Raw genomic sequence first — 19461 nt, forward strand, 5'->3', positions numbered from 1 at the left:
TGTGATGAGGATGAGCTATCGAAGCCCTGCCTGCCTTAGGATTCTTTTGGCAATTTGATCCTCAATCTCTCGGTGGCGTTTCACGAGCACGAGTTTATCTCCTTTGACGAACTTCTCGTGATTAGTGCCTCCTTTCGAGATGAAGCCGGCTTCTTCGAGGATACGGATCAATTCGCGTCTCTGCATCTCAGCCTCTTTCAATAACTATATATTAGCACTTCCTAAGGGTTTTCTGACTTAAATCTTAGCCATTGTTAATCCTTTGTTTTACGTCGCAATCCTTGGATAACGGCTTATATTCCTTGTTGTATTAGTCTATTTGCTCGTGCGGACACGATTTTGGTGCTCTGCGCACGACCGCGAAAAGGGTTTGCGGTGACTAAAATGTGGCCATAGAGACAGTTTTAACGAACCCCATGGGAGTGGCACGCATGGACAACAACACCTTGCTGTTTCAGGACAAGGGTTCGGGTAGGTTTAAAGACGTCAGGATCTACCCTAATCGCATCGAGGTGCTCAAGAAGGGCACTTTTGGTGGCAAGCACACCGAGATTGTCTATCTTAAGGACATCACGGGGGTCAACAGGATCAAGGGCCGCGACGTTTTCCTACGTAACAGGCTGTTGACCGCTTGCGTCTTTAGCCTGAGTAGCCGTGCGAAGGCCCAGGAATTTGTGAACGCGCTGAACATGGTGATGTAGCCGAAAGCGGCGTTCGGGCCAAGGTAAAAATCGGGGGCACAGAACGGTGTTCTGCGCCCCCGATTGAGTCGATGTGTCTAAAAGGCTGGCTTGCCTATTCGCTAGCGCCTTCGCTGTCTTCGCGGTCACTGGCAAGCATTGCCGCGCCGGCGACCGTTGTCGCCACGGCGGCAGCGGCGAGCCCGGCGGCAATGCCGGAGCCGTCGCCCGTGTCGGCGAGTTTTCCGCCCGAGCTCTTGCCCTGGTCGCTCTTGTTGCCGCCGCCGTTCTTGTCGGCGCCGCCTGCGTTGGAACCCGTGCCGCTGCCGGTGCCGCCTGCACTGCTCGAGGCCGCTACGGTAAAGCTTGCTGCTCCATCGCTGGCGAGCGTGTAGTTCTGTGCCGCGTCGCCCAAAAGGCCTTTCGCACGCACCCAATACGTCCCCGCGGCAAATGCCTCGCCCTCGGCCATCGCCGTGCCCGGTGCGCCGTTCGCATCGTGCATAAACTCGAGCTGGGCGGTGCAGGGATCGTTTTCGAGCTTGCCCTCGAGTGATGCCGCAATCTTGGCGCGCACGTCTTCGCCGGCCTTAAGGCCTTCGAGCCCCTCAAAATGGGGCGTCAACGCGCGCGGATCGATATCGATGGACACATGACCCCGCAGCTCCGTAACGGTCTCGTTGCCCAAGGCGTCGACATCCACATATTCGATGGTAAACGCATGGCCCGAAGCCGCCACGTTGAGTACGTTGCTGCTGTCGACGAGGCGGAAATGGCCCTCGCCAACGGTCTTGCCATCCTGGAGCGAGGCATCGCTCAGCGAGTCGCCGTACGTCATGCGCATGCGGGTCGGGAGGCAGCACGAAGCCGACTGCGCGTGCTTCGTATCGTAATCGTAATTGCGCTGGTAGATGCTCCGGGCCAGCGCCGCATCAACAAAGTCGGATGCGATGATGCCAATGTGCTTGAGGTAATCTGACTTTGTATCCTCGATGCCGCTGGGATTGATGTACGGGCTCTTGTACAGATGCTCGTTGACCACTCGTGCTGCGGTAAAAGGATTACTTCCTTGCTTGTGATTCGTGCAGCTGGTGTAGTTGATAGACCAGCAGCGCTCCAGGACTTGCTCCTTGGCCCCGTTATCGCCCTCGACATCTACCTCGTTGCGGGTGAGCTTAGCCGTCTCCTGCAGGGCCATATCGACCCAGCTGATCTTGTCGGTTCCGGTGCATTCGTAATGGTCCTGGGCATATACCTTGGTGCAATAGGCTTTTTTGTCGCCTGTTTCCCCTGCGGCTTCAAAGCCTTGCGCGTTTTGGACGAGACACATAGAGGAGCTGCTGGGGTGTGTTGCGATTTTGTTGTCCCATTCGGTGAGGTCGAGGCCCCACGTGTGGCCGCTTACGCTGTCGCCGGCGAGTCCAAATCGGCGCAGCAGGACGATCTTTCCGCGCACCTCGTTCAGTGTGGGAACGCGGCTCGACGTGTAGAACAGTTTGGGGTTGTCGTCCAAAACCTTGGCGAAAGCCGTCGTAACACTTTCGTCGGTAGCCTCGTTGTTGCCTCGGGATACAAGCATGATGAGCGCTTCTGACGGGTGTTCGTTCAAAAACGTTTTGAAGTAACCGATGACATCGGAGAGATGCATGAAGTGCCCGTCTTTTTTGAGCAGGTAGCAACTTCCATGGTCGATGCCGGGGTCGTTGCCTTTTCCGAGTCGGATATCAAAATAGCGAATGCCTTCGAGCAACTGCGTGGGGATGTAGTCCTGCTGGCACTTTGCTTGCGAGGATTGGGGTTCGGTGTCGTTGTCCACGCTGCAAGTTCCCGAATCGTGCGTGCCCGGGATGCTCAGCTCGTCGAGGTACTTGTTGCCTTCGACGTGGCTCATCCAACATGGTCCGTCGACGTAGCTGCTATACGTGGTCCAGTCGATGCTGCTAACTGTGGCATTGGTCTTGTCCATGCTGTAGCCGACAAGCTCGAGCTCCCACGGAATGGAATATTTCTTTTGGCAAATCTTGTTGTTGTCTTGGTCTTTGCCTTTCGATTCTATGGCCAGGTAGTTAATACCGTTATTCGTGTATATGCGGTCTCGAATAATATAAGTTCCGTCGAACTGGCGGTCGAACGTATAGGCGCGGCTGTCCTTATGGTCGTACTCGCCACTCCATACGTGGATGACCTTTCCATCTTTGTCCGAGTCGCCATCGACCGACCAAATGCTGTAGCCCGTCTTCTTGTGCTCTTCGAAATTGAGCAGGGTGCGGATGGCGTACCAGTTTGTGCCGTCCGCATCGGTCCCTACGTGCTCAAGGATGAGCTTGCTGGACGTGCCGTCGTTAAACAGGTGGCAGACGTTGCCGCGAACGTTGCCGTCTTGGTTGACGCTCGCGGTGCGAAAATAGCCCGCGGGGCGGAGGCGAATGACGAAATTACCGAGGTGCTCCGCCGGTTTGGGCGTGTCGTCTGCAAATGCCGCTCGCAGGGGAATGCCCGGTGCCGCGGTTTCTGGCAGGCTTGCAAGCGGCGACAGCGCCGCAAGACCTAAGCCCAGCGTAAACGCTCGGCGACTGATGGCATGATGTTCGGCCATGACTCCTCCATTCGCAGGGTGCGGTTATGCGATAGTTTTGGTCACTATACTGCCCAGATGTTTAAAGATGCTGGTTTAATTGTCTGCGCGGCGCAATAAATCGGTGGGCGGACGTGTTGGGGTGTTTATCGTTTTCGTACTATTGCCACATTTGGGGCGGTTCCGGCGTCCGGCATCCTCGCGTTCGTCGGCTACCGGCATAAGAAAGGGAGGGTCGGTTTACCGGCCCTCCCTGGGTACGAAGCGCTGGGGTACCGTCGCTTGTTTGCACTGCGACCGTGTTTCCCGTTGCGCTCGCCAGTCGCTTAGCGCTTGATCTCGATATCGTCGAGCTTGACGTCCATGGCCTCGGTCTTGGCTTCGGCGATGTCGTCGGCAAACTCCAGAGACTTCATCATGGTCTTGACGGCGTCCTTGTGCTCCTCGACATTGTCGATGCTCACGTAGACGCTGCCGCCGCCTGCTTCGGTGAAGTACTCAGTCGTCACGCCGCCCGAGTGTGTATAGGAAGCGTTGCGCCAAGTCTTGCCGTTGTACTTGACGGGATCATTCTCGGTCCACTCAAAGTTGGCCTTCCATTTGGCCTCGTAGTCGAACAGCTCGTCGGCGTTCTTGTCGGAGTCGAAGACAGGGATGAAGCGATCGCTGGCGTGCTCGCTCTCGGTGAACTTAAACTGGGCCCTATCGGCGGTGTCGCCTGCGACGTCCGTGATTTCGACGCCCTCGGGCACCTCGACCTTAAACCAAATGAAGTCGGTCCTCATATCCACGGCTGGCTTTTCTGCTCCGCCGCCACCGCCACTGCCGGCAGCGCCACCGCTTCCACCGCAACCCACCAGGGCAACTGCGGCAAAAAGACTCATGCAGAGGGTGAGAATCGCAAAGGCCTTCTTTTTCATGGTCGTGTCCTCCTCGATCTGTAACCGCCCATGGATTACCTGCCTTTACTGTACGCGTGGGCGGCTCGCTAGGGTGGGCCATGTGTCCCATTCTGAGGGCCGGATTTGCGCCGTTAAGTGGCAATATGCTCGGACGCAAAAGAGGGGAGGGCCGATGCTGTCGGCCCTCCCCGGGGTTGGGTGCCCGTTGTTTTAATGGGGCGCGTGTACGCGGGTGCGCATAGGCACGTGCGGGTGTCCCGTTACTTGATCTCGATGCTCGAAATCTCGACTTCGCGTGCCTCGGAAACTGCCTCTTCCATGTCATCGGGGAACTCGATGGAGTTGAGGAGCGTCTCGGCTTCTTTCTTGTGCTGGTCGAAGTTCGAGATGAGGACGTAGACGCTTCCCGGCTCAACGTCGGTAAAAAGCATGGTTGAGATGCCGCTGTTGTCCTCGTATGTTCCGACGAGCCACGTCCTGCCGTTATACTCGACGGACCCGCCATCCTTCCACTGGAACGTATCCCCCTTCTTTTCCGCCTGGTCGGCGTGGGATTCCTCGGCCGTCAGCGCTTTTTTCCAAACGGGGATAAAGCGATCGGCCGAGGCGTTCTCGTTCTCGGGGAAGGTGAGCTGGACCCTGTCGGCGTTCTTGCCGGCGGAGTCGCTCACGCCAACGCTCTCGGGCATCTCGACCTTAAACCAGATAAAGTCAGTCTTTTCGGCGACGGGGGCCTTTTTCCTGCTCTCGCTCTTGGCGGTGCTGCCGCTTCCGCCCGATGCGCTCCCGCCGCAGCCGACAAGGGCAAATGCGGCAAAGAGGGCGATGCAAAGGGAAAGAATCGATAGGGTCTTTTTCTTCATGGTGGCGTCCTCCTTGTCTGCCAGGGACATCGTGCGCCGCGGATCGCTGGGGCGGCGGTTACGCATGCACATGATGCCTTTGTTTACTGTGCGGTTATTCCTCCATTCGTCGTCCGGCGCCGTGATGAGCTTGCCCCAACATAGGGCTCCTTACCTATATGTATGCCCCAGTTGCCGCTGCCCGGGAGTCTCGAAAGGTGGGCCATGTGTCCCATGTTTGTGTCGCTGCCGCCTATCGTGTGCCATAGAAATCCGCGATGGCCAGGTGCGCTGACGCTCATGTGCTTATGGGCTAGACTTAGCACCATTACGTGATCGATGCGGTCGGTCGGCGGTTGCCACCCGACCGATGTATATGACTTGAAGGTGCATGTGTATGAGCCAAGAGATGATGGACAAGACCTGCCGCGGGTTTGCCGAGGCGCTGGCCGCGCGCGAGCCGGTTCCCGGCGGTGGCAGCGCGAGCGCCTTTGTGGGCGCGCTGGGCGCCTCGCTGTGCGGAATGGTTGCCCGCTACGGTGCGACCAATCCCGCGCTTGCTGATCGTGCGGATGACCTGACGCGTGCGTTTGCCCATGCTGATGAGCTGGCCCAGGAGCTTGTCGAGTTGGTTGCCGAGGACGTTCGTGCCTATGGGCAGGTGTCCGCGGCGTACGGTATTCCGCGTGACGATCCGGCTCGAGCGACCGCGATTCAGGATGCGCTGCATGTGGCCGCTATGCCGCCGTATCGCATTATGGATGCCTGCGGGCGTGCGCTGGCGCTGCTCGAGGACATGGCCGACAAGGGTTCGCGTCAGCTGCTGTCCGATGTGGCGTGCGGCGCCGTGTTCTGCCGTTCCGCTATGCAGGGCGCGAGCTTGACGCTCTTTGCCAACACCACGTCTATGAAGGACCGGGCGCGCGCCGAGGAGCTCGAGACCGCGTGCGATGAGCTGCTCGACACGTGGTTGCCGCGCGCCGATGCGCTGGCGCGCCGCGCCGCCGACGCTGCAAGGAGGAGAGGATAGCCATGGCTGAACTGCTGAAGGGTGCTCCCGTTGCTCGCGCTTTGACTGAGGAACTTGCTGCTCGCTGCGCAGTCCTGCGCGAGCGGGGCGTTGTTCCGACGTTGGCTATCGTGCGTGTGGGTGAGCGCGAGGACGACCTATCCTACGAGCGCGGTGCGCTCAAGCGCTGCGAAAAAGTGGGGGTTGAGGCTCGTCGCGTTTTGCTTTCTGCCGATGTTTCGCAGGACGAGCTGTTGACGGCCATCGAGGACATCAATACCGATTCGGCTGTTCATGGCTGTTTGATGTTCCGCCCGCTGCCCGCCGGCCTTGACGAGAACGCCGTCGCCGCAGCGCTCGATCCCGCCAAGGACGTTGACTCCATGACGCCGGCTTCGCTGCTCACCACGCTTTCGGGGCGCGGCGAGGGTTTTGCTCCTTGCACGGCTGAGGCCGTGTTGGCGCTACTGGATCATTACGGCGTTGAGCTGGATGGGGCCAAGGTCGCGGTCGTTGGTCGGTCGCTGGTGATTGGCCGTCCCGTTGCCGCCATGCTTACGGCTCGCAATGCCACCGTGACGACGTGCCATACGCATACGCATGACTTGGCCGCTGAGTGCCGTGCTGCCGACATTGTGGTTGCGGCCGTTGGACGCGCGCGTACGATTGGCGTGGATGCCGTTCGCGAGGACCAGACGATCATCGATGTTGGCATTAACTGGGATGAGGACGCTGGCAAGCTGGTGGGTGACGTCGATTTTGTTGCCGCGGAGCCGGTCGTTAACGCCATCACGCCCGTGCCGGGCGGCGTGGGCGCCGTGACGACGGCGATCCTCGCCAAACACGTGATCGAAGCGGCCGAGCGCGCATCGAAATAGGCGTTTTGAAGCTGTTTAGGGGGTTAGCTCTTTAGCTCGTGGACAAAAAATGCCAAATATGAGTACTGCTGCCAAGATAGTCACATATATTTTAGGTCAATTTGGCTCTCTAACGATATTTATTATCGATAGAGAGCCTATTTTATTGGACCTATGAGGAATTACATCATCTAATTTTCGAACAGATGTAGACTTCCGACACCCATGCGTAGCAAAATTGCTGTTACTAAATTGGTGACAGTACTCATATTTGGCATTTTTTGACCACAGGGGTTGCCAGCGCCGTGGTTTCGCCCTTTCTGCGCCGAAGCGATACACTGTTATCGTTTGATTTCTTCGCTCAAGGAGGATGCGCATGCCGTGCACAACGATTTTGGTTGGTAAGAACGCGAGCTACGACGGGTCGACGTTAGTTGCCCGCAATGAGGACTCGTCCAACGGGGTGTTTGAGCCCAAGCGCATGCGCGTGGTGCATCCCGACGAGCAGCCGCGTGTCTACACGAGTGTTCTAAGCCACCTGACCATTGAGCTGCCTGACAACCCCATGCGCTACACGAGCGTCCCCGACGTCGTTCCCGGTCATGGCATTTGGGCCGAGGCTGGCTTCAACGAGCTCAATGTTGGCATGTCCGCAACCGAGACACTCACCACCAACGAGCGCGTCCGCGGCGCCGATCCGCTCGTGGACTACGTGCCCGCCAAGGGCAACGAGGGCGAGGACGGCTATGTTCCGGCACAGCCCGGCGGCTTGGGCGAGGAGGATATGGTGACCCTGGTGCTGCCGTACGCCAAGTCTGCCCGCGACGGCGTACGTATCCTGGGCGACCTGCTCGAGCGCTACGGTACCTACGAGAACAACGGTATCGCCTTTAGTGACGTTGACGAGATCTGGTGGCTCGAGACCATCGGCGGACACCACTGGATCGCCAAGCGCGTGCCCGATGACGCCTATGTGACCATGCCCAACCAGCTGGGTATCGACAGCTTTGACCTGGACGACGCCGAGGGCGCCCAGGTCGACCACATGTGCTCTGCCGACCTGCGCGCCTGGATGGCCGAGTGGCATCTGGACCTGACGCTGGGCGTCGAGGGCGACGGTCCGGCGACGGTCTTTAACCCGCGCGAGGCCTTTGGTTCGCACAGCGACAGCGACCACGTCTACAACACGCCGCGCGCCTGGTACATGCAGCGCTGCCTCAACCCCAGCGATGTGTGGGACGGTCCCGACGCCGACTACACACCCGAGAGCGACGATATCCCCTGGAGCCGCGTACCCGAGCGCAAGGTGACCATCGAGGACATCAAGTACGTGCTTTCGAGCCACTACCAGGGCACGGAGTACGACTGCTACGGCAGCAAGGGCACGCCCGCTACGCGTGGCGCCTATCGCCCCATCGGCATCAACCGCAACAGCCAGCTCGCCGTGTTGCAGCTGCGCCCCTATGCGCAGCCGGCCTACCGCGCCGTGCAGTGGATGGCCTTTGGCTCCAACTCGTTTAACGCGCTGGTTCCGCTGTACGCCAACATCGAGACCATGCCCGAGTACTATGCCGACACGCAGGCTCGCGTGACGTCCGAAAACTTCTACTGGGCCAACCGCCTGATCGGCGCGCTGGCCGACGTCCGCTTCCATGAGTGCGGTCGCGCGGTCGAGGATTATCAGGAGAAGGTCGGTGGCATGGGCCACAAGCAGATCCATGACGTCGATGCTGCCGTAGCCGCTCTGCCTGAGGCCGAGGTACCTGCCGAACTTGCACGCGCCAATGAGGCCTTTGCCGAGCGTGTTCGTGTAGAAACCGATGCTCTACTGGGTAAGGTGCTCTACACCACGAGCTGCGCCATGAAGAACTCTTTCGCGATGAACGACAACGTGAGATAGGGATTTCCCGTCGATCGAATAGCGCTAAAACGCTTTGTCGCTTTCACTCAATCTTGGGTACAAGAACGCCAATGCAGTTGTTTGTGATTGGAGACAACCATGGTTATGAAACTCGATCAGCTTGTTAACGGCGCCATCAACGTGGGCTTTGGCGCTGCCGCCGTTGCTGTCGAAGGCGGCAAGAAGGTCCTCGACGACCTTAACACCAAAGGCGAGCAGGTCCGCAAGGACACCGCCACCCCCGATATCGCCCGCAGCGTGTCCGACATGTTCGAGCAGGCCGGCGGTACCATCTCCGATCTGACCGAGCGCTTGGGCATGCAGGGCGAGACCGCGGCCCAACGCGTGCTCGACGAGCTCATCCTTGCCCGCGTCCGCGTTATGACCGCGCCCGAGCGTACGGCCTTCCTGGCCCATGTGCGCGACATCGTCGATTCGGTCGAGGACAACGTGACCTCGGTGCCCGTCGAGTCCGTTGAGCCCGACGATGCGAAGGATACCGAAGAGGCTGAGTAGCAGCGCAGATGGCAGATTCCACCACCGATTACAACAATCTAGATCCCTTGGGTGACGAGGCGGCGGTTGTCGATGAGGTCGACGCCGCCGTCTCGGGCGCTCGCAAGAAGCCGCGCGCTGTCGATATGGTCCCCGAGGAGCCCGAGGCGATGGCGCCGGATGAGGAATACCAGCTCACGCCGGCGGGTCGCCGCGAGCGCATCGGGCAGATTGTTCGCCTGGTCAAAAAGTACCGCGTGTGGGATAACCTCACGCCGGTTCGTTTGCGCCACCTGCTCGAGGAGCTCGGCCCCATGTTCGTTAAGATGGGGCAGATTCTGGCCAACCGGTCCGAGATTCTGCCGCAACGCTTTTGCGACGAGCTGCGTCGTCTGCGCTCCGACGTGGAACCGGTGCCGTACGAGGTCGTACTCAGTTGTCTGGAAGAAGAATACGGCCTGCGCCTGGGGGAGATCTTCGATGCGATCGATCCCAACCCGCTTGGTAGCGCATCGCTCGCGCAGGTGCACCGTGCCCGCCTGGTGACGGGCGAGGACGTGGCCGTCAAAGTGCAGCGCCCCGGTGCGCAGCAGGTTATGGCGCAGGACATCGATATCATCCGCTCGGTGGTGCGTATCGTTTCCAAGTTCGTCAACACGGATCAGTTTGTTGACCTGCACGGCGTAGTCGAGGAGTTGTGGACCTCGTTTCGCGAGGAGACCAACTTTTTGGCCGAGGCAAAAAACCTCAACGACTTCTACGAGTTCCATAAGAGCGTTCATGGTGTGACGTGCCCTAAATCCTATCTGGACCTGTGCACCGAGCACGTGGTGGTCATGGATTACGTCGACGGCATTTCGATCGCCGATCCCAAGCGCCTGGTAGCCGAGGGTTATGACTTGGAAAAGATTGGCGCCGCAATTGTCGAGGACTACTCGACGCAGGTGCTCGATGACGGCTTTTTCCATGCCGACCCGCATGCGGGAAACATCATTCTCAAGGACGGCATTGTCTACTTTATCGACCTGGGCATGGTCGGGCGCATGTCGAGCCACGACCGCGGCATCGTCAAGGACATGATCTTTGCCGTGGCCGAGGGCGATGTGCCCAAGCTCAAGGATTCGCTCATGCGCTTCGCCGTGACGCGTGGCGACTCGGCCGAGCTCGATCATTCAGCCTTTTTGTCCGATCTTGACTTTATCGTGGCTGACTTTGCGGGCCTTGACCTGAAGGATCTGGATATCGGCGAGTTTTTGACCTCGCTGTTAAACCTCGCGCGTAAGAATGACGTTGAGCTGCCGAGCGTGGTGACGATGTTCGCCCGCGGCATGGTGACGCTCGAGGGTTTGCTGACCGAGTACATGCCCAACGTCAACATGATCCAGATCATCCAGACGCACATCAAAAACGAGAAGAGCACTTACGCGCGCATGCGTGATATGAGCCGCGACTTTGCGGCGAGCAGTTACCGTGCTGCCAAGGGTTCGCTTGAGGCGGCCGAGTATCTGGGCCTGGCCTCGCGCATGCTCACGCGCGGCCAGCTTAAGGTGAACACGCAGATCATGAGCAGCGATAAGGCGCTGCGACAGCTGGGTGGGATTATCGACCGCATGTCGATGGCTATCGTGATCGCCGGTCTGTTTATCGGTTCGTCGGTGGTGTACTACGCGCGCATCGAGCCAGTTGTCCTCGGCATTCCGGTCATCGGCTTCTTTGGCTACGTGAGCGCGCTGGTGCTGGCGCTTATGCTGGGTCGCAATATCTGGCTCAACAGCCACGGCGGCAAGCACTAGAGGCTGCGGCCGTCACCGCATTTTCCTATCGCAAACAATAGCTTTTACCTTGGGCTTCGCCTGCGTGCGAGGCCCTTTTGCGTGATACCATTTTGACGGTAATAATCGATGGCCTAGATGGTGGTGCGGAGACGCACGAATGCGCGGTTTTCCTGCGCGTTTGGGAGAATCGGGGTGCAAGTCCCCGGCTGTACCAGTAACCGTAATTCCTCTTGGCTCGGGATGTTCGCGTCGCAGATCGGACGGCGCGCGCGAGTCGTTAAGGTTAAGTCGGATCGCCTCCCATCTTGCGTGCGGCTGCGGCGTATGCCGCCGGTGTGCATAGGGCTCTGGAGGGAAGGGGGACCCCGATGGGGGAACTCGAGCGCAACATGCGCGATGACGTGGGGCAGCCTCAAGGCAACGCTCCAAGTACAGACAATGGGGGACAAATGGATATGTTTGAGGACGAGCGCGAGCGCGCCTCGTTGCATCGCCGTGGCGCGATTGCATGCGGCGTAGCCAAGCGCGGCCTGGTGGCATTCCTGGCCTTCGCGATGGCCTTTGGCACCACGCCGGCTCAGCTGTGGGCCGAAGGCGCCGAGGGCATTGCCGAGGCTGTGGCTCAGGCTGCGACGCCGGGCGAGGGTGCAGCGCCTGCGGATGGTGCTGCCGACCAGGGTAAGGCCGAGGTTTCGGATTCCGAGGGCGCGCCTGCAGCTAGTGCCGCCACTACAGAGGCGGCAACTGGCGACGAAGGCTCGGCGACGGGGGAGAGCCCTGCCACGAGCGTGCAGTCTTCGATGGCATCCGCTGGCCAAGCAGGATCTGCCGCCGCGACTGCCGTCCAGACAGAGAACCCGACAGAAACCGGCGATGTCGCCAAGAAGCAAGTCGAGGTCTCGTTCTCGATTGTCGGCACCGATGCCGACGGCAAGGCTCAGACCTGGGTGGCACCTACGCAACTCAAGCTCGACGAGGGCGCGACGGCTGCGGATGCCTTTATTAAGCTGCAGGAGAAGACGGGCTTCAAGGCGGACTACGATGCAAACACGGCATACGGGTTCTACCTCAAGAGCATTACGTCCCCGACGGATAGCCGCACGCTTGCCTACGACGCGACAACTGGTGCCTTCTGGCAGCTCTTTGTTGATGGCGCGTCTTCCTCGGTTGGCGCGAGCAGCGTCAAGCTCACCCAGGGGCAGAAGATTGAGTTTGCCTATACGGCTGGTAGCTCGTCCCCTGTCGTTAAGGACCAGCTTGCTGCGAATGTGACCGTCATTGGTCGCGATGCCCAGGGCAAGACTCAGACTTGGGTCGATAACGCGCAGTATGTGGTGACGTCCGGCTCGAGCGCACTTGACCTTACGAAGGTCGCGCTCGAGGCGAATGACATCGACGCCGTTGCTGCGGGCTCCTTCATTCTGAGCCTTAAGTACAACGGCGTTGAGCTGGGTACGCCGCTCGATTATTCGACCCATTGGCAGCTGTTCATTAACGGCAAGTCGAGCGACTACACGGCAGACAATGTCACCATTCATGCTGGCGATACCGTTACGTGGTTCTACGGTGGCTGGGGCGACCAGTTGCCCTCTGATTCCGTCCATGCCTCCGTTCAGGTCCTCGGTAAGGACAAGGACGGCAAGCAGCAGGTTTGGGCCTCGACGGGCCAGACGAGTCTCAAGGCTGGTTCCACTGCTAAGGATTTGCTGGAGCAGACTGGTCTTACCCTCGATGCTAAAGAAGAGTCTTGGGGTTGGTACCTCAGCGGCATTACCTCGCCGCTTGACGGTAAGACCTATGAGTATGATCCTGCGACCAAAAGTTATTGGCAGTTCTATGTAAATGGCAAGTTCGCCCAAGTCGGGGCCGGCAACTACGAACTCCAAGAGGGTGACGCCGTCACCTTTATGTATGGTGCTGACGCCGATGCCCTCCCCGGTCAGGTTCTTGGGTCCGTCGATGTTATCGGTCCCGATGTCAACGGCAACAATACTCGCTGGGGCTCGGCAAGCAATGTTTCCCTGCCCGAAGGCTCTACGGCCCAGGACCTTATTGAGACGGTTCTGAAGGCGAAGGGCGTTACGTACAACGGCTCCCAGAGTGGTGAGTACTGGTTCCTGAATTCCATTACTTCGCCGTTCGATCACAAGCCGTATGGCTGGGATGGTGCGACCAAGAATTATTGGCGTCTGTTTATCAACGGAGAGCCCTCATCTCTCTGCGCCAACCAGGTCACGCTCAAGAGCGGCGACAAGGCTACGTTTGCCTACACCACCGATAAATCGCCCATGCCCGATCCCGACAAGATTGTCGTGGACCCGAGTGCAACGACTCCTGATTGGGATGCCGAGTGGGCCGGCTACGGCAACGGTGGCAACGGTTCGACCGTAACGGATGCCAAGACACCTGCGCAGGCCGCCGGTCTTAAGTGGGCCTTCGATTGGAAGGCCGAGTCTGGTCAGCAGTATGCCAACTGCAGCGAACCTGTCATCGCTAACGGCTTTGTGTACATCGCGACCGAGAACGAGCTCATTAAGATCGATTCGTCCACGGGCAAAAAGGTTGCCTCTGCGCCGCTTGCCTCCAAGGTGAGCTATACCTCTCGTCCGATCTATACCAACGGCCTTATCATCGTTCCGCTCAACGGCGGTGCGGTCCAGGCGATTACTGCAGACAAGCTGATCTGCAAGTGGCTGACGCCTGGTTTGACGGACTTGACGCAGAACTCCTGCACCGTCGTTTCGGACGGCGAGTATGTCTATGTTGGTACGGTCGATATTTCGTATGACGAGAACTACAACGCGACCTACGGCAACGGCTCCCTGAAGCGTATCAAGATTGCCACGGGCGAAGTCTCTTGGCAGAACATTGACCCTTCCGAGGGCTATTATTGGACTGGCGCTGCGCTGACGGATAAGTACACCATTGTTCCTACGAGCGCGGGCACGCTTAAGTGCATTGATAAGACGACTGGCGATGTCGTTTCGACCATGAAGCTCGGCGCTGTCGCAAATGCCGATTGCATTGCCGATCCGTCCAATGGTTCGACCTTCTATCAGATGACGCACGACGGAATGCTCCATGTGATTTCGCTTTCGGCAAAGGGCGTGCTGAGTGAACAGAAGACGGTTGATCTGGGCCTTACGAATAATCTGAGCGCCCCTGCGGTGTCTGGTGACAATCTGATTGTCGGCGGACAGACGGCTACTGGCTCTGCTCTGGTTCTCTATAACCTGAAGACGGGTAAGACCACGATGGTCGCTGCTGCCGACGGCAAGGCGCTGCCGGCTGGCCTCAACGGTATTGCTGCTACTCCGCTGGTGAGTGTTCAGGGCGGCAAGACCTATGTGTACTTCACCGTTAACAGCGCGGATAGCAAGGATTACGTCAGCTACTCTGCTGGTGGTGGCGTGTATCGCTATACGCTCGGCGACGCAGAGGCGACGCAGATTTATGATGCGGCTGGCCATTACCAATACTGTGACTCTCCGGTCATTGCCGATGCTTCTGGCAACCTCTACTACATCAATGATTCGGGCACGCTGTTCAAGCTCGGGGCTGTTGAGTCTTGGACGGTTGCCTTTAATTCCAACGGCGGGTCTGCTTGCGACACTAAGTTTGTGGCTACGGCCGACGGCAAGCTGGTCAAGCCGGCCGATCCGACGCGCGATGGCTACACTTTCGGCGGTTGGTTCACCGATGAGACTTGCACGCAGGCGTATGACTTCAGTATGCCGGTGACGGTCGATCTGACGCTGTATGCCAAGTGGACCAAGAATGCTGTTAACCCTGGCGGCAATGGTGGTTCTGGCACTAATGGTGGCAACGGTGGCGCTGGCAACGGTTCCGGTGCTGGCACGGGCACGGGTTCCGGCTCCGGCACGAAGGGCCAGCAGGCCGGCGGCGCTATCGCCCCGGGTCATAAGCCGACGACCAAGACGACGGTGTCGACCAAGACCGAGACCAAGGACAACAAGTCCGACAAGAAGGACTCCGATAAGTCCGATAAGAAGGACGAGAAGAAGTCTGACAAGAAGTCCGATTCCAAGTCCGATACGGGTGCTGCTTCCACGACCACTGCTAAGAAGTCCTCTAGTGCTTCCGAACAGGAGACTGGCACCAACCCGCTCGCCATTGTTGGCGTTGCCGCCGGCGTCATCGGTCTCGCCATCGTCGGCGTGTTCGTGTTCACCAAACGTCGGTAGGTGAGGGCTGTGTCCAATAAATCCAAGGACGCTGACCCCAAGCAACCAGATTCCTCGTTCATTCAGTTCGACGATGCAAAGCAACAGGGCGCCGCTTCGGCGGCGTCCGCCCCACGGCGTAAAGCGCTCCTTGGCGTTCTGACTGCCGCGTGCACCATTCTGATTGTCGTCTCGCTGGGCTTCGTCCATCCTTCCGAGAGCGGCGCCTGGTCCATCGACTGGATCATTCAGACCGTGACGGGGGAGAGCGTCGTCACCAAGGACACCAAGGCGTCTGGCTCGACTACGACTTCGGGCGAGGCCAGTTCCAAGGATTCCAAGTCATCGAATGACGCAAAAGACGAGTCCAAGCATTCTGATGAGTCCAAGTCCAAGGACGATTCCGAGTCTTCAAACAAGGAATCGGACAAGAACTCGGATAGCAAGAAGTCCGATGGTCAGGACGGCAAGAAGTCTGGAGATAAATCCGCTGCCCAGAATACGGGAGCCGGCGATACTTCCAATGTGTCTGGCGGTGCTTCTTCGGGCGGCGGCCAGTCGTCTGATGGAGCCTCCAGCTCTAATGGTGGAAACGCCTCCTCGGGCGGCCAGAGCGGCTCGCAGGAGTCCGGCTACGTAACAGTGACGGTTTCGGTCACATCGAGTGCTGTGGGCAATCCTGTGTCCTCCGGTGGCACCTTTACCTTTAACGAAGGCGCTACCGTCTACGATGCCCTGTGCGCGCTGGGCCTTTCTGTCAACGCACATGGCTCGTCGTACGGCACGTATGTCTCCGCGATTGGTGGTTTGGCCGAGAAACAGTACGGCGGCACGAGTGGCTGGATGTACTCCGTCAACGGCACAACGCCCATGACGGCGTGCAGCAACTACGTTCTCTCCAACGGCGACAACGTGGTCTGGTATTACGTAACGGGCTAGAGACCTCGACATATCGCACCAAGCGGGCGGTTCGGACAAACATCCGGGCCGCCCGCTTTTCATGCGTAGAGGACTTGGTCGCCGGGGACCTCTGCAAACAAAAAAACCGGCTGGAACGAGAATTCCAACCGGCTATACATTCAAGCAAATGTTGAATCGACTACGAGCGAGCGCCTTCGAGGAAGAAGCGACGGCTAAAGTAGTTGTACCAGGTGACCAAGAACGTGGCGATGGCCTTCATGGCCTGGTAGCCGATACTCAAAAACGTGACACCCACAAACATGTACAGGTCGTTGAGGCCCAGACCGATCACCGACAGGATGGTGAAGATCGTGAACTCGCGCTTGCGGCTCATGCCCTCGCGATGGTCGAACACGTACTTCATGCTGAGCCAGTAGTTGACCACGACGGACGTGATGAACGAAACCGTGGTGCTCATCAAAAAGTCGAGGTGGAACAGCTCGACGAGCGCAATGAGCATACCCCAGTCGATGCCAAAGGAGATAAGGCCCACGACAGCGAACTTGAGGAACTGCTTAGTATGAGGTTGTGCCAGTGCCTTGCGCACGTAATCACATCCAATGCGTTGATGAATCGAGCAGAGGATACTTTAGAGCTTTTGCAAGGGAAACGTAAGGTCTTTGCCAAGAACTATACGAACTCGCCAAATTATCAAGTGCTAATCCGCAAACGTTGAAAATTTGCCCGTAAACGAGCGGCACCCACGGACGATACTGCGCTGAGCGCGCGTCGTCCGTGGGCGCCGTAATGCTGCAGGGGTGTCGAGCTATTTGGTCTCGTCGCCCTCCAGGAAGATCTTTCGGGTCACAAAGTTGTAGACCATGACAAGCGCGGTGGCGCAAATCTTGGCGATATTGGCTTCGAGCCCCAGACCGGCGTTGAGCGCCAGCACGATACCGTCGTTGAGCACCAAACCGATCACGGACAGCACGACAAAGATAATGAACTCGCGGCGGCGGCTCATGCCCTCCTTGTGCGCAAACACGTACTTCATGCTGGCGAGGTAGTTAAAGATGAGTGAGATGATAAAGCCGCTGGTGTTGGCGATTAGGATGTTGAGGCCCAGACCGTAGTGGAGCAGATTCATAATGCCAAAGTCGATGACCGTGGCAATGACACCGACGACGCCAAATTTCATGATCTGCGCAAGGAGCTTTTGCATGGTACCTGCCTTATGGTGGCGCCGGGGCGCCGTGGGGATGACAAACTCAGCAAGTTTAGCCAATCCCCGCGGGTGGGGCTAGACGCGCTCTTCGATAGCACCGTTTCTATATGCATCGAGCAGCTGGCGCAGATCCTGGATCTGGCTGCGAATCTTGGCGCCAGTATCGGTGTCGCTCACCATGCGGCGACGGTCTGCTTGGTCAAAACGGTTGGTCTCGCTTTCGATGTCCACGTTGCGCGTGAGTGCCTCGGCAACCGTCGTAAAGGCCCGGTGCGACTTGAGGCGGCAGCCGCGCGAGCTCGAGATGAGCGTATAGCCGGCGATACCCGTCTTGGGATGGTAAGCGCGGCAGAAGCCGCCATCGATGACCAGCAGCTTGCCCTCGGCGCGGATGGGCTGCTCGCCCTTGGTGGTTTTAACGGGCGTGTGGCCGTTGATGATGTGGCCGGTCGGTGAACATGCCATGGGCGCGACACCAAACTCGCGCATGATGTCGTCGCAGACCGAGGGCGACTTGGTAAGCGTAAAGTACGGGTCCATCGGCTCGACCCAGGTGCTCTTATCGGCGATATAGGCGCGCTCAAAGGTGCGCACCAGGCGTCCGCTGGCGGGTGAGTTAAAGCCAATCCACAGGTACCACATCCAGTCGAGAGCGTCGCGGTCGCCCACGCGCCAGGCGCGGCGGGCGATGTGGTCGCAAAAATCGAGATAATCGCGGCCAGCGTGCCAGGTGCCCAGGCATTTCATGCTGCTAAAGGTGCCGTCTTCGTTGAGTGGCACGCAGCCATGGAACAGCAGGTTGCCGTTGGCGACCTTGTACATCGAGCCGTGGGAATAGAGGAAATCGATATGTCGATGCAGGTGATCGGCGGTGACAAACTCGGACACGAGCTTGTCGATGATGTGCTGCTCCTGAGACGTGAGCGTATAGGGGTCCGCCGGGTCGACGGTGGGGAAGTCGTTGGTCGTGAGTGGCCACACGCTGCCGTCGGCAAGCGTGACTGTGCCGGCGTCGTGATCGATCTTGTCGAGCAGCAGGCGGTCGGTCATGTCGAACTCGGGGTGGCGCTGGATAATCTGGCCCTCGAGCTTAAAGAGCAGGACGTTGATGGCTTTAATCAGCGGGCTGATGGGCTCACCGGCGGTATAGGTGGCATCGGCAAAGGCGACAAGCTCGCGCAGCGAGATGCCGTAGTCGTTCTCAAGGATCTCGTAATTGTCGTAGCGCAGGTTGTTGCGCAGCACCGTGGCGATGCAGGCGGGCTCGCCGGCGGCGGCGCCCATCCACAGCAGGTCGTGGTTGCCCCACTGAATGTCGAGCGAATGGTAGGTGAGCAGGCGGTCCATAATCTTGGCCGCGCCGCCACCGCGGTCGAAGATGTCGCCCACCAAGTGCAGGTGGTCGACGGCGAGGCGCTTGATGAGCGAGGCGAGCGACTCGATAAAGTCGTCGGCGCTGGCGGTCTCCAAGATGGATTCGATAATGCGCTCGTGATAACGCACGCGATAGTTGTTCTCGTCTGGATGCGTGTGCAGCAACTCGTCGATGATGTAGGCGTAATCGCGCGGGATGGCCTTACGCACCTTGGAGCGCGTATAGCGGCTCGAAAGCGAGCGGGCAACCACAATGAGTTGGTCGAGCATGGTCTTGTACCAGGTGGGGGAGTCCTCGTGCTGGCTGCGGACCAGCTCGATCTTCTCGCGCGGATAGTAGATGAGCGTGCACAGCTCGCCCTTTTCGTCAAAGGTGAGTGTGTCGCCAAAGATCTCGTCGACATGTTCGCGCACGACGCCCGAACAGTTGTTGAGGATGTGCATAAAGGCTTCGTACTCGCCGTGCACGTCGCTCATAAAATGCTCGGTGCCTTTGGGCAGGTTGAGAATGGCCGAGAGATTGATGATCTCGGTAAACGCGGATTGCTCGGTGGGAAATTGTCTCGACAGCAGACGCAGATACTTAAAGTCTTGCGGATTGCGATCGAATGCGACCATGAAACACCTTCCGATGGAGCTGGTAAAACTGATAAACAGCGTCAAACGTTTATCAGTATGCGCCGCTTTTGTTTCGATTGGGGATGGGCGGCCGAATTGTTAGCCGAACGGTTTGGTAAATCGAT

General features: G+C 58.6%; 15 protein-coding genes. 8 read left to right on the plus strand and 7 right to left on the minus strand.

Features of this window, described 5'->3' with window-relative positions:
- Positions 1-15: 15 nt before the first annotated feature.
- Positions 16-186 carry a type II toxin-antitoxin system HicA family toxin gene (locus DW913_RS10280; RefSeq protein WP_084591772.1) on the minus strand — a complete coding sequence of 57 codons (171 nt, stop codon included), beginning with the start codon at positions 184-186 and terminating at the stop codon, positions 16-18.
- A gap of 245 nt (positions 187-431) precedes the next feature.
- Here DW913_RS10280 and DW913_RS05385 point away from each other — a divergent pair, with 245 nt between their 5' ends.
- Positions 432-701: a hypothetical protein gene (locus tag DW913_RS05385; RefSeq protein WP_147349630.1), complete on the plus strand. Its 270-nt coding sequence runs from the start codon at positions 432-434 to the stop codon at positions 699-701.
- A gap of 94 nt (positions 702-795) precedes the next feature.
- Here DW913_RS05385 and DW913_RS05390 read toward each other — a convergent pair whose 3' ends face one another.
- From DW913_RS05390 to DW913_RS05400, 3 genes are all read right to left on the minus strand, one after another.
- Positions 796-3276 (minus strand): phosphatidylinositol-specific phospholipase C, encoded by a 2481-nt coding sequence (locus DW913_RS05390; RefSeq protein WP_117797828.1) that lies wholly within the window; start codon positions 3274-3276, stop codon positions 796-798.
- Positions 3277-3581: 305 nt separating this feature from the next.
- Positions 3582-4175 carry a hypothetical protein gene (locus tag DW913_RS05395; RefSeq protein WP_117797829.1) on the minus strand — a complete coding sequence of 198 codons (594 nt, stop codon included), beginning with the start codon at positions 4173-4175 and terminating at the stop codon, positions 3582-3584.
- Between the two features lie 242 nt (positions 4176-4417).
- Positions 4418-5020 carry a hypothetical protein gene (locus tag DW913_RS05400; protein WP_147349631.1) on the minus strand — a complete coding sequence of 201 codons (603 nt, stop codon included), beginning with the start codon at positions 5018-5020 and terminating at the stop codon, positions 4418-4420.
- Between the two features lie 376 nt (positions 5021-5396).
- Here DW913_RS05400 and DW913_RS05405 point away from each other — a divergent pair, with 376 nt between their 5' ends.
- The 7 genes from DW913_RS05405 (at position 5397) to DW913_RS05435 (ending at position 16158) form a co-directional block, all read left to right on the plus strand.
- Positions 5397-6029 (plus strand): cyclodeaminase/cyclohydrolase family protein, encoded by a 633-nt coding sequence (locus tag DW913_RS05405; RefSeq protein ID WP_158566196.1) that lies wholly within the window; start codon positions 5397-5399, stop codon positions 6027-6029.
- Positions 6030-6031: 2 nt separating this feature from the next.
- Positions 6032-6886, plus strand: coding sequence for a bifunctional 5,10-methylenetetrahydrofolate dehydrogenase/5,10-methenyltetrahydrofolate cyclohydrolase (locus DW913_RS05410; RefSeq protein ID WP_117797832.1), 855 nt, complete (start codon positions 6032-6034; stop codon positions 6884-6886).
- A gap of 355 nt (positions 6887-7241) precedes the next feature.
- Complete coding sequence (locus tag DW913_RS05415; RefSeq protein ID WP_117797833.1) at positions 7242-8765, plus strand: C69 family dipeptidase; 1524 nt, start codon at positions 7242-7244, stop codon at positions 8763-8765.
- Positions 8766-8864: 99 nt separating this feature from the next.
- Positions 8865-9281 (plus strand): hypothetical protein, encoded by a 417-nt coding sequence (locus DW913_RS05420; protein WP_117583986.1) that lies wholly within the window; start codon positions 8865-8867, stop codon positions 9279-9281.
- Between the two features lie 8 nt (positions 9282-9289).
- Positions 9290-11053, plus strand: a complete 1764-nt coding sequence (locus tag DW913_RS05425) for an AarF/ABC1/UbiB kinase family protein (protein WP_117797834.1) — start codon at positions 9290-9292, stop codon at positions 11051-11053.
- 431 nt (positions 11054-11484) lie between these two features.
- A complete protein-coding gene (locus DW913_RS05430) occupies positions 11485-15240 on the plus strand; it encodes a DUF4430 domain-containing protein (protein ID WP_158566197.1) in 3756 nt (1251 codons plus the stop codon).
- A gap of 9 nt (positions 15241-15249) precedes the next feature.
- A complete protein-coding gene (locus DW913_RS05435; protein ID WP_233502810.1) occupies positions 15250-16158 on the plus strand; it encodes a DUF4430 domain-containing protein in 909 nt (302 codons plus the stop codon).
- A gap of 160 nt (positions 16159-16318) precedes the next feature.
- On the opposite strand, the gene DW913_RS05440 is transcribed toward DW913_RS05435, so the two are convergent.
- From DW913_RS05440 to DW913_RS05450, 3 genes are all read right to left on the minus strand, one after another.
- Complete coding sequence (locus tag DW913_RS05440) at positions 16319-16726, minus strand: GtrA family protein (RefSeq protein ID WP_022095123.1); 408 nt, start codon at positions 16724-16726, stop codon at positions 16319-16321.
- Between the two features lie 219 nt (positions 16727-16945).
- The gene (locus tag DW913_RS05445; RefSeq protein ID WP_022095122.1) at positions 16946-17341 is read right to left on the minus strand and encodes a GtrA family protein; all 396 of its coding nucleotides are present in this window, start codon (positions 17339-17341) and stop codon (positions 16946-16948) included.
- A gap of 78 nt (positions 17342-17419) precedes the next feature.
- Positions 17420-19336, minus strand: a complete 1917-nt coding sequence (locus DW913_RS05450) for a fructose-1,6-bisphosphatase (RefSeq protein WP_117797836.1) — start codon at positions 19334-19336, stop codon at positions 17420-17422.
- Between the last annotated feature and the right edge of the window lie 125 nt (positions 19337-19461).

The sequence above is a fragment of the Collinsella sp. AM42-18AC genome, assembly GCF_003467965.1.
Taxonomy (GTDB): Bacteria; Actinomycetota; Coriobacteriia; order Coriobacteriales; family Coriobacteriaceae; genus Collinsella.

What these genes read in the sequence shown, in the direction of transcription:
- DW913_RS05420 (WP_117583986.1), top strand. Translation starts at nt 8,865, where the DNA reads ATGGTTATGAAACTCGATCAGCTTGTTAACGGCGCCATCAACGTGGGC.
- DW913_RS05410 (WP_117797832.1), top strand. Translation starts at nt 6,032, where the DNA reads ATGGCTGAACTGCTGAAGGGTGCTCCCGTTGCTCGCGCTTTGACTGAG.
- DW913_RS05415 (WP_117797833.1), top strand. Translation starts at nt 7,242, where the DNA reads ATGCCGTGCACAACGATTTTGGTTGGTAAGAACGCGAGCTACGACGGG.
- DW913_RS05390 (WP_117797828.1), bottom strand. Translation starts at nt 3,276, where the DNA reads ATGGCCGAACATCATGCCATCAGTCGCCGAGCGTTTACGCTGGGCTTA.
- DW913_RS05425 (WP_117797834.1), top strand. Translation starts at nt 9,290, where the DNA reads ATGGCAGATTCCACCACCGATTACAACAATCTAGATCCCTTGGGTGAC.
- DW913_RS05400 (WP_147349631.1), bottom strand. Translation starts at nt 5,020, where the DNA reads ATGAAGAAAAAGACCCTATCGATTCTTTCCCTTTGCATCGCCCTCTTT.
- DW913_RS05450 (WP_117797836.1), bottom strand. Translation starts at nt 19,336, where the DNA reads ATGGTCGCATTCGATCGCAATCCGCAAGACTTTAAGTATCTGCGTCTG.
- DW913_RS05445 (WP_022095122.1), bottom strand. Translation starts at nt 17,341, where the DNA reads ATGCAAAAGCTCCTTGCGCAGATCATGAAATTTGGCGTCGTCGGTGTC.
- DW913_RS10280 (WP_084591772.1), bottom strand. Translation starts at nt 186, where the DNA reads ATGCAGAGACGCGAATTGATCCGTATCCTCGAAGAAGCCGGCTTCATC.
- DW913_RS05385 (WP_147349630.1), top strand. Translation starts at nt 432, where the DNA reads ATGGACAACAACACCTTGCTGTTTCAGGACAAGGGTTCGGGTAGGTTT.
- DW913_RS05395 (WP_117797829.1), bottom strand. Translation starts at nt 4,175, where the DNA reads ATGAAAAAGAAGGCCTTTGCGATTCTCACCCTCTGCATGAGTCTTTTT.
- DW913_RS05405 (WP_158566196.1), top strand. Translation starts at nt 5,397, where the DNA reads ATGAGCCAAGAGATGATGGACAAGACCTGCCGCGGGTTTGCCGAGGCG.
- DW913_RS05430 (WP_158566197.1), top strand. Translation starts at nt 11,485, where the DNA reads ATGGATATGTTTGAGGACGAGCGCGAGCGCGCCTCGTTGCATCGCCGT.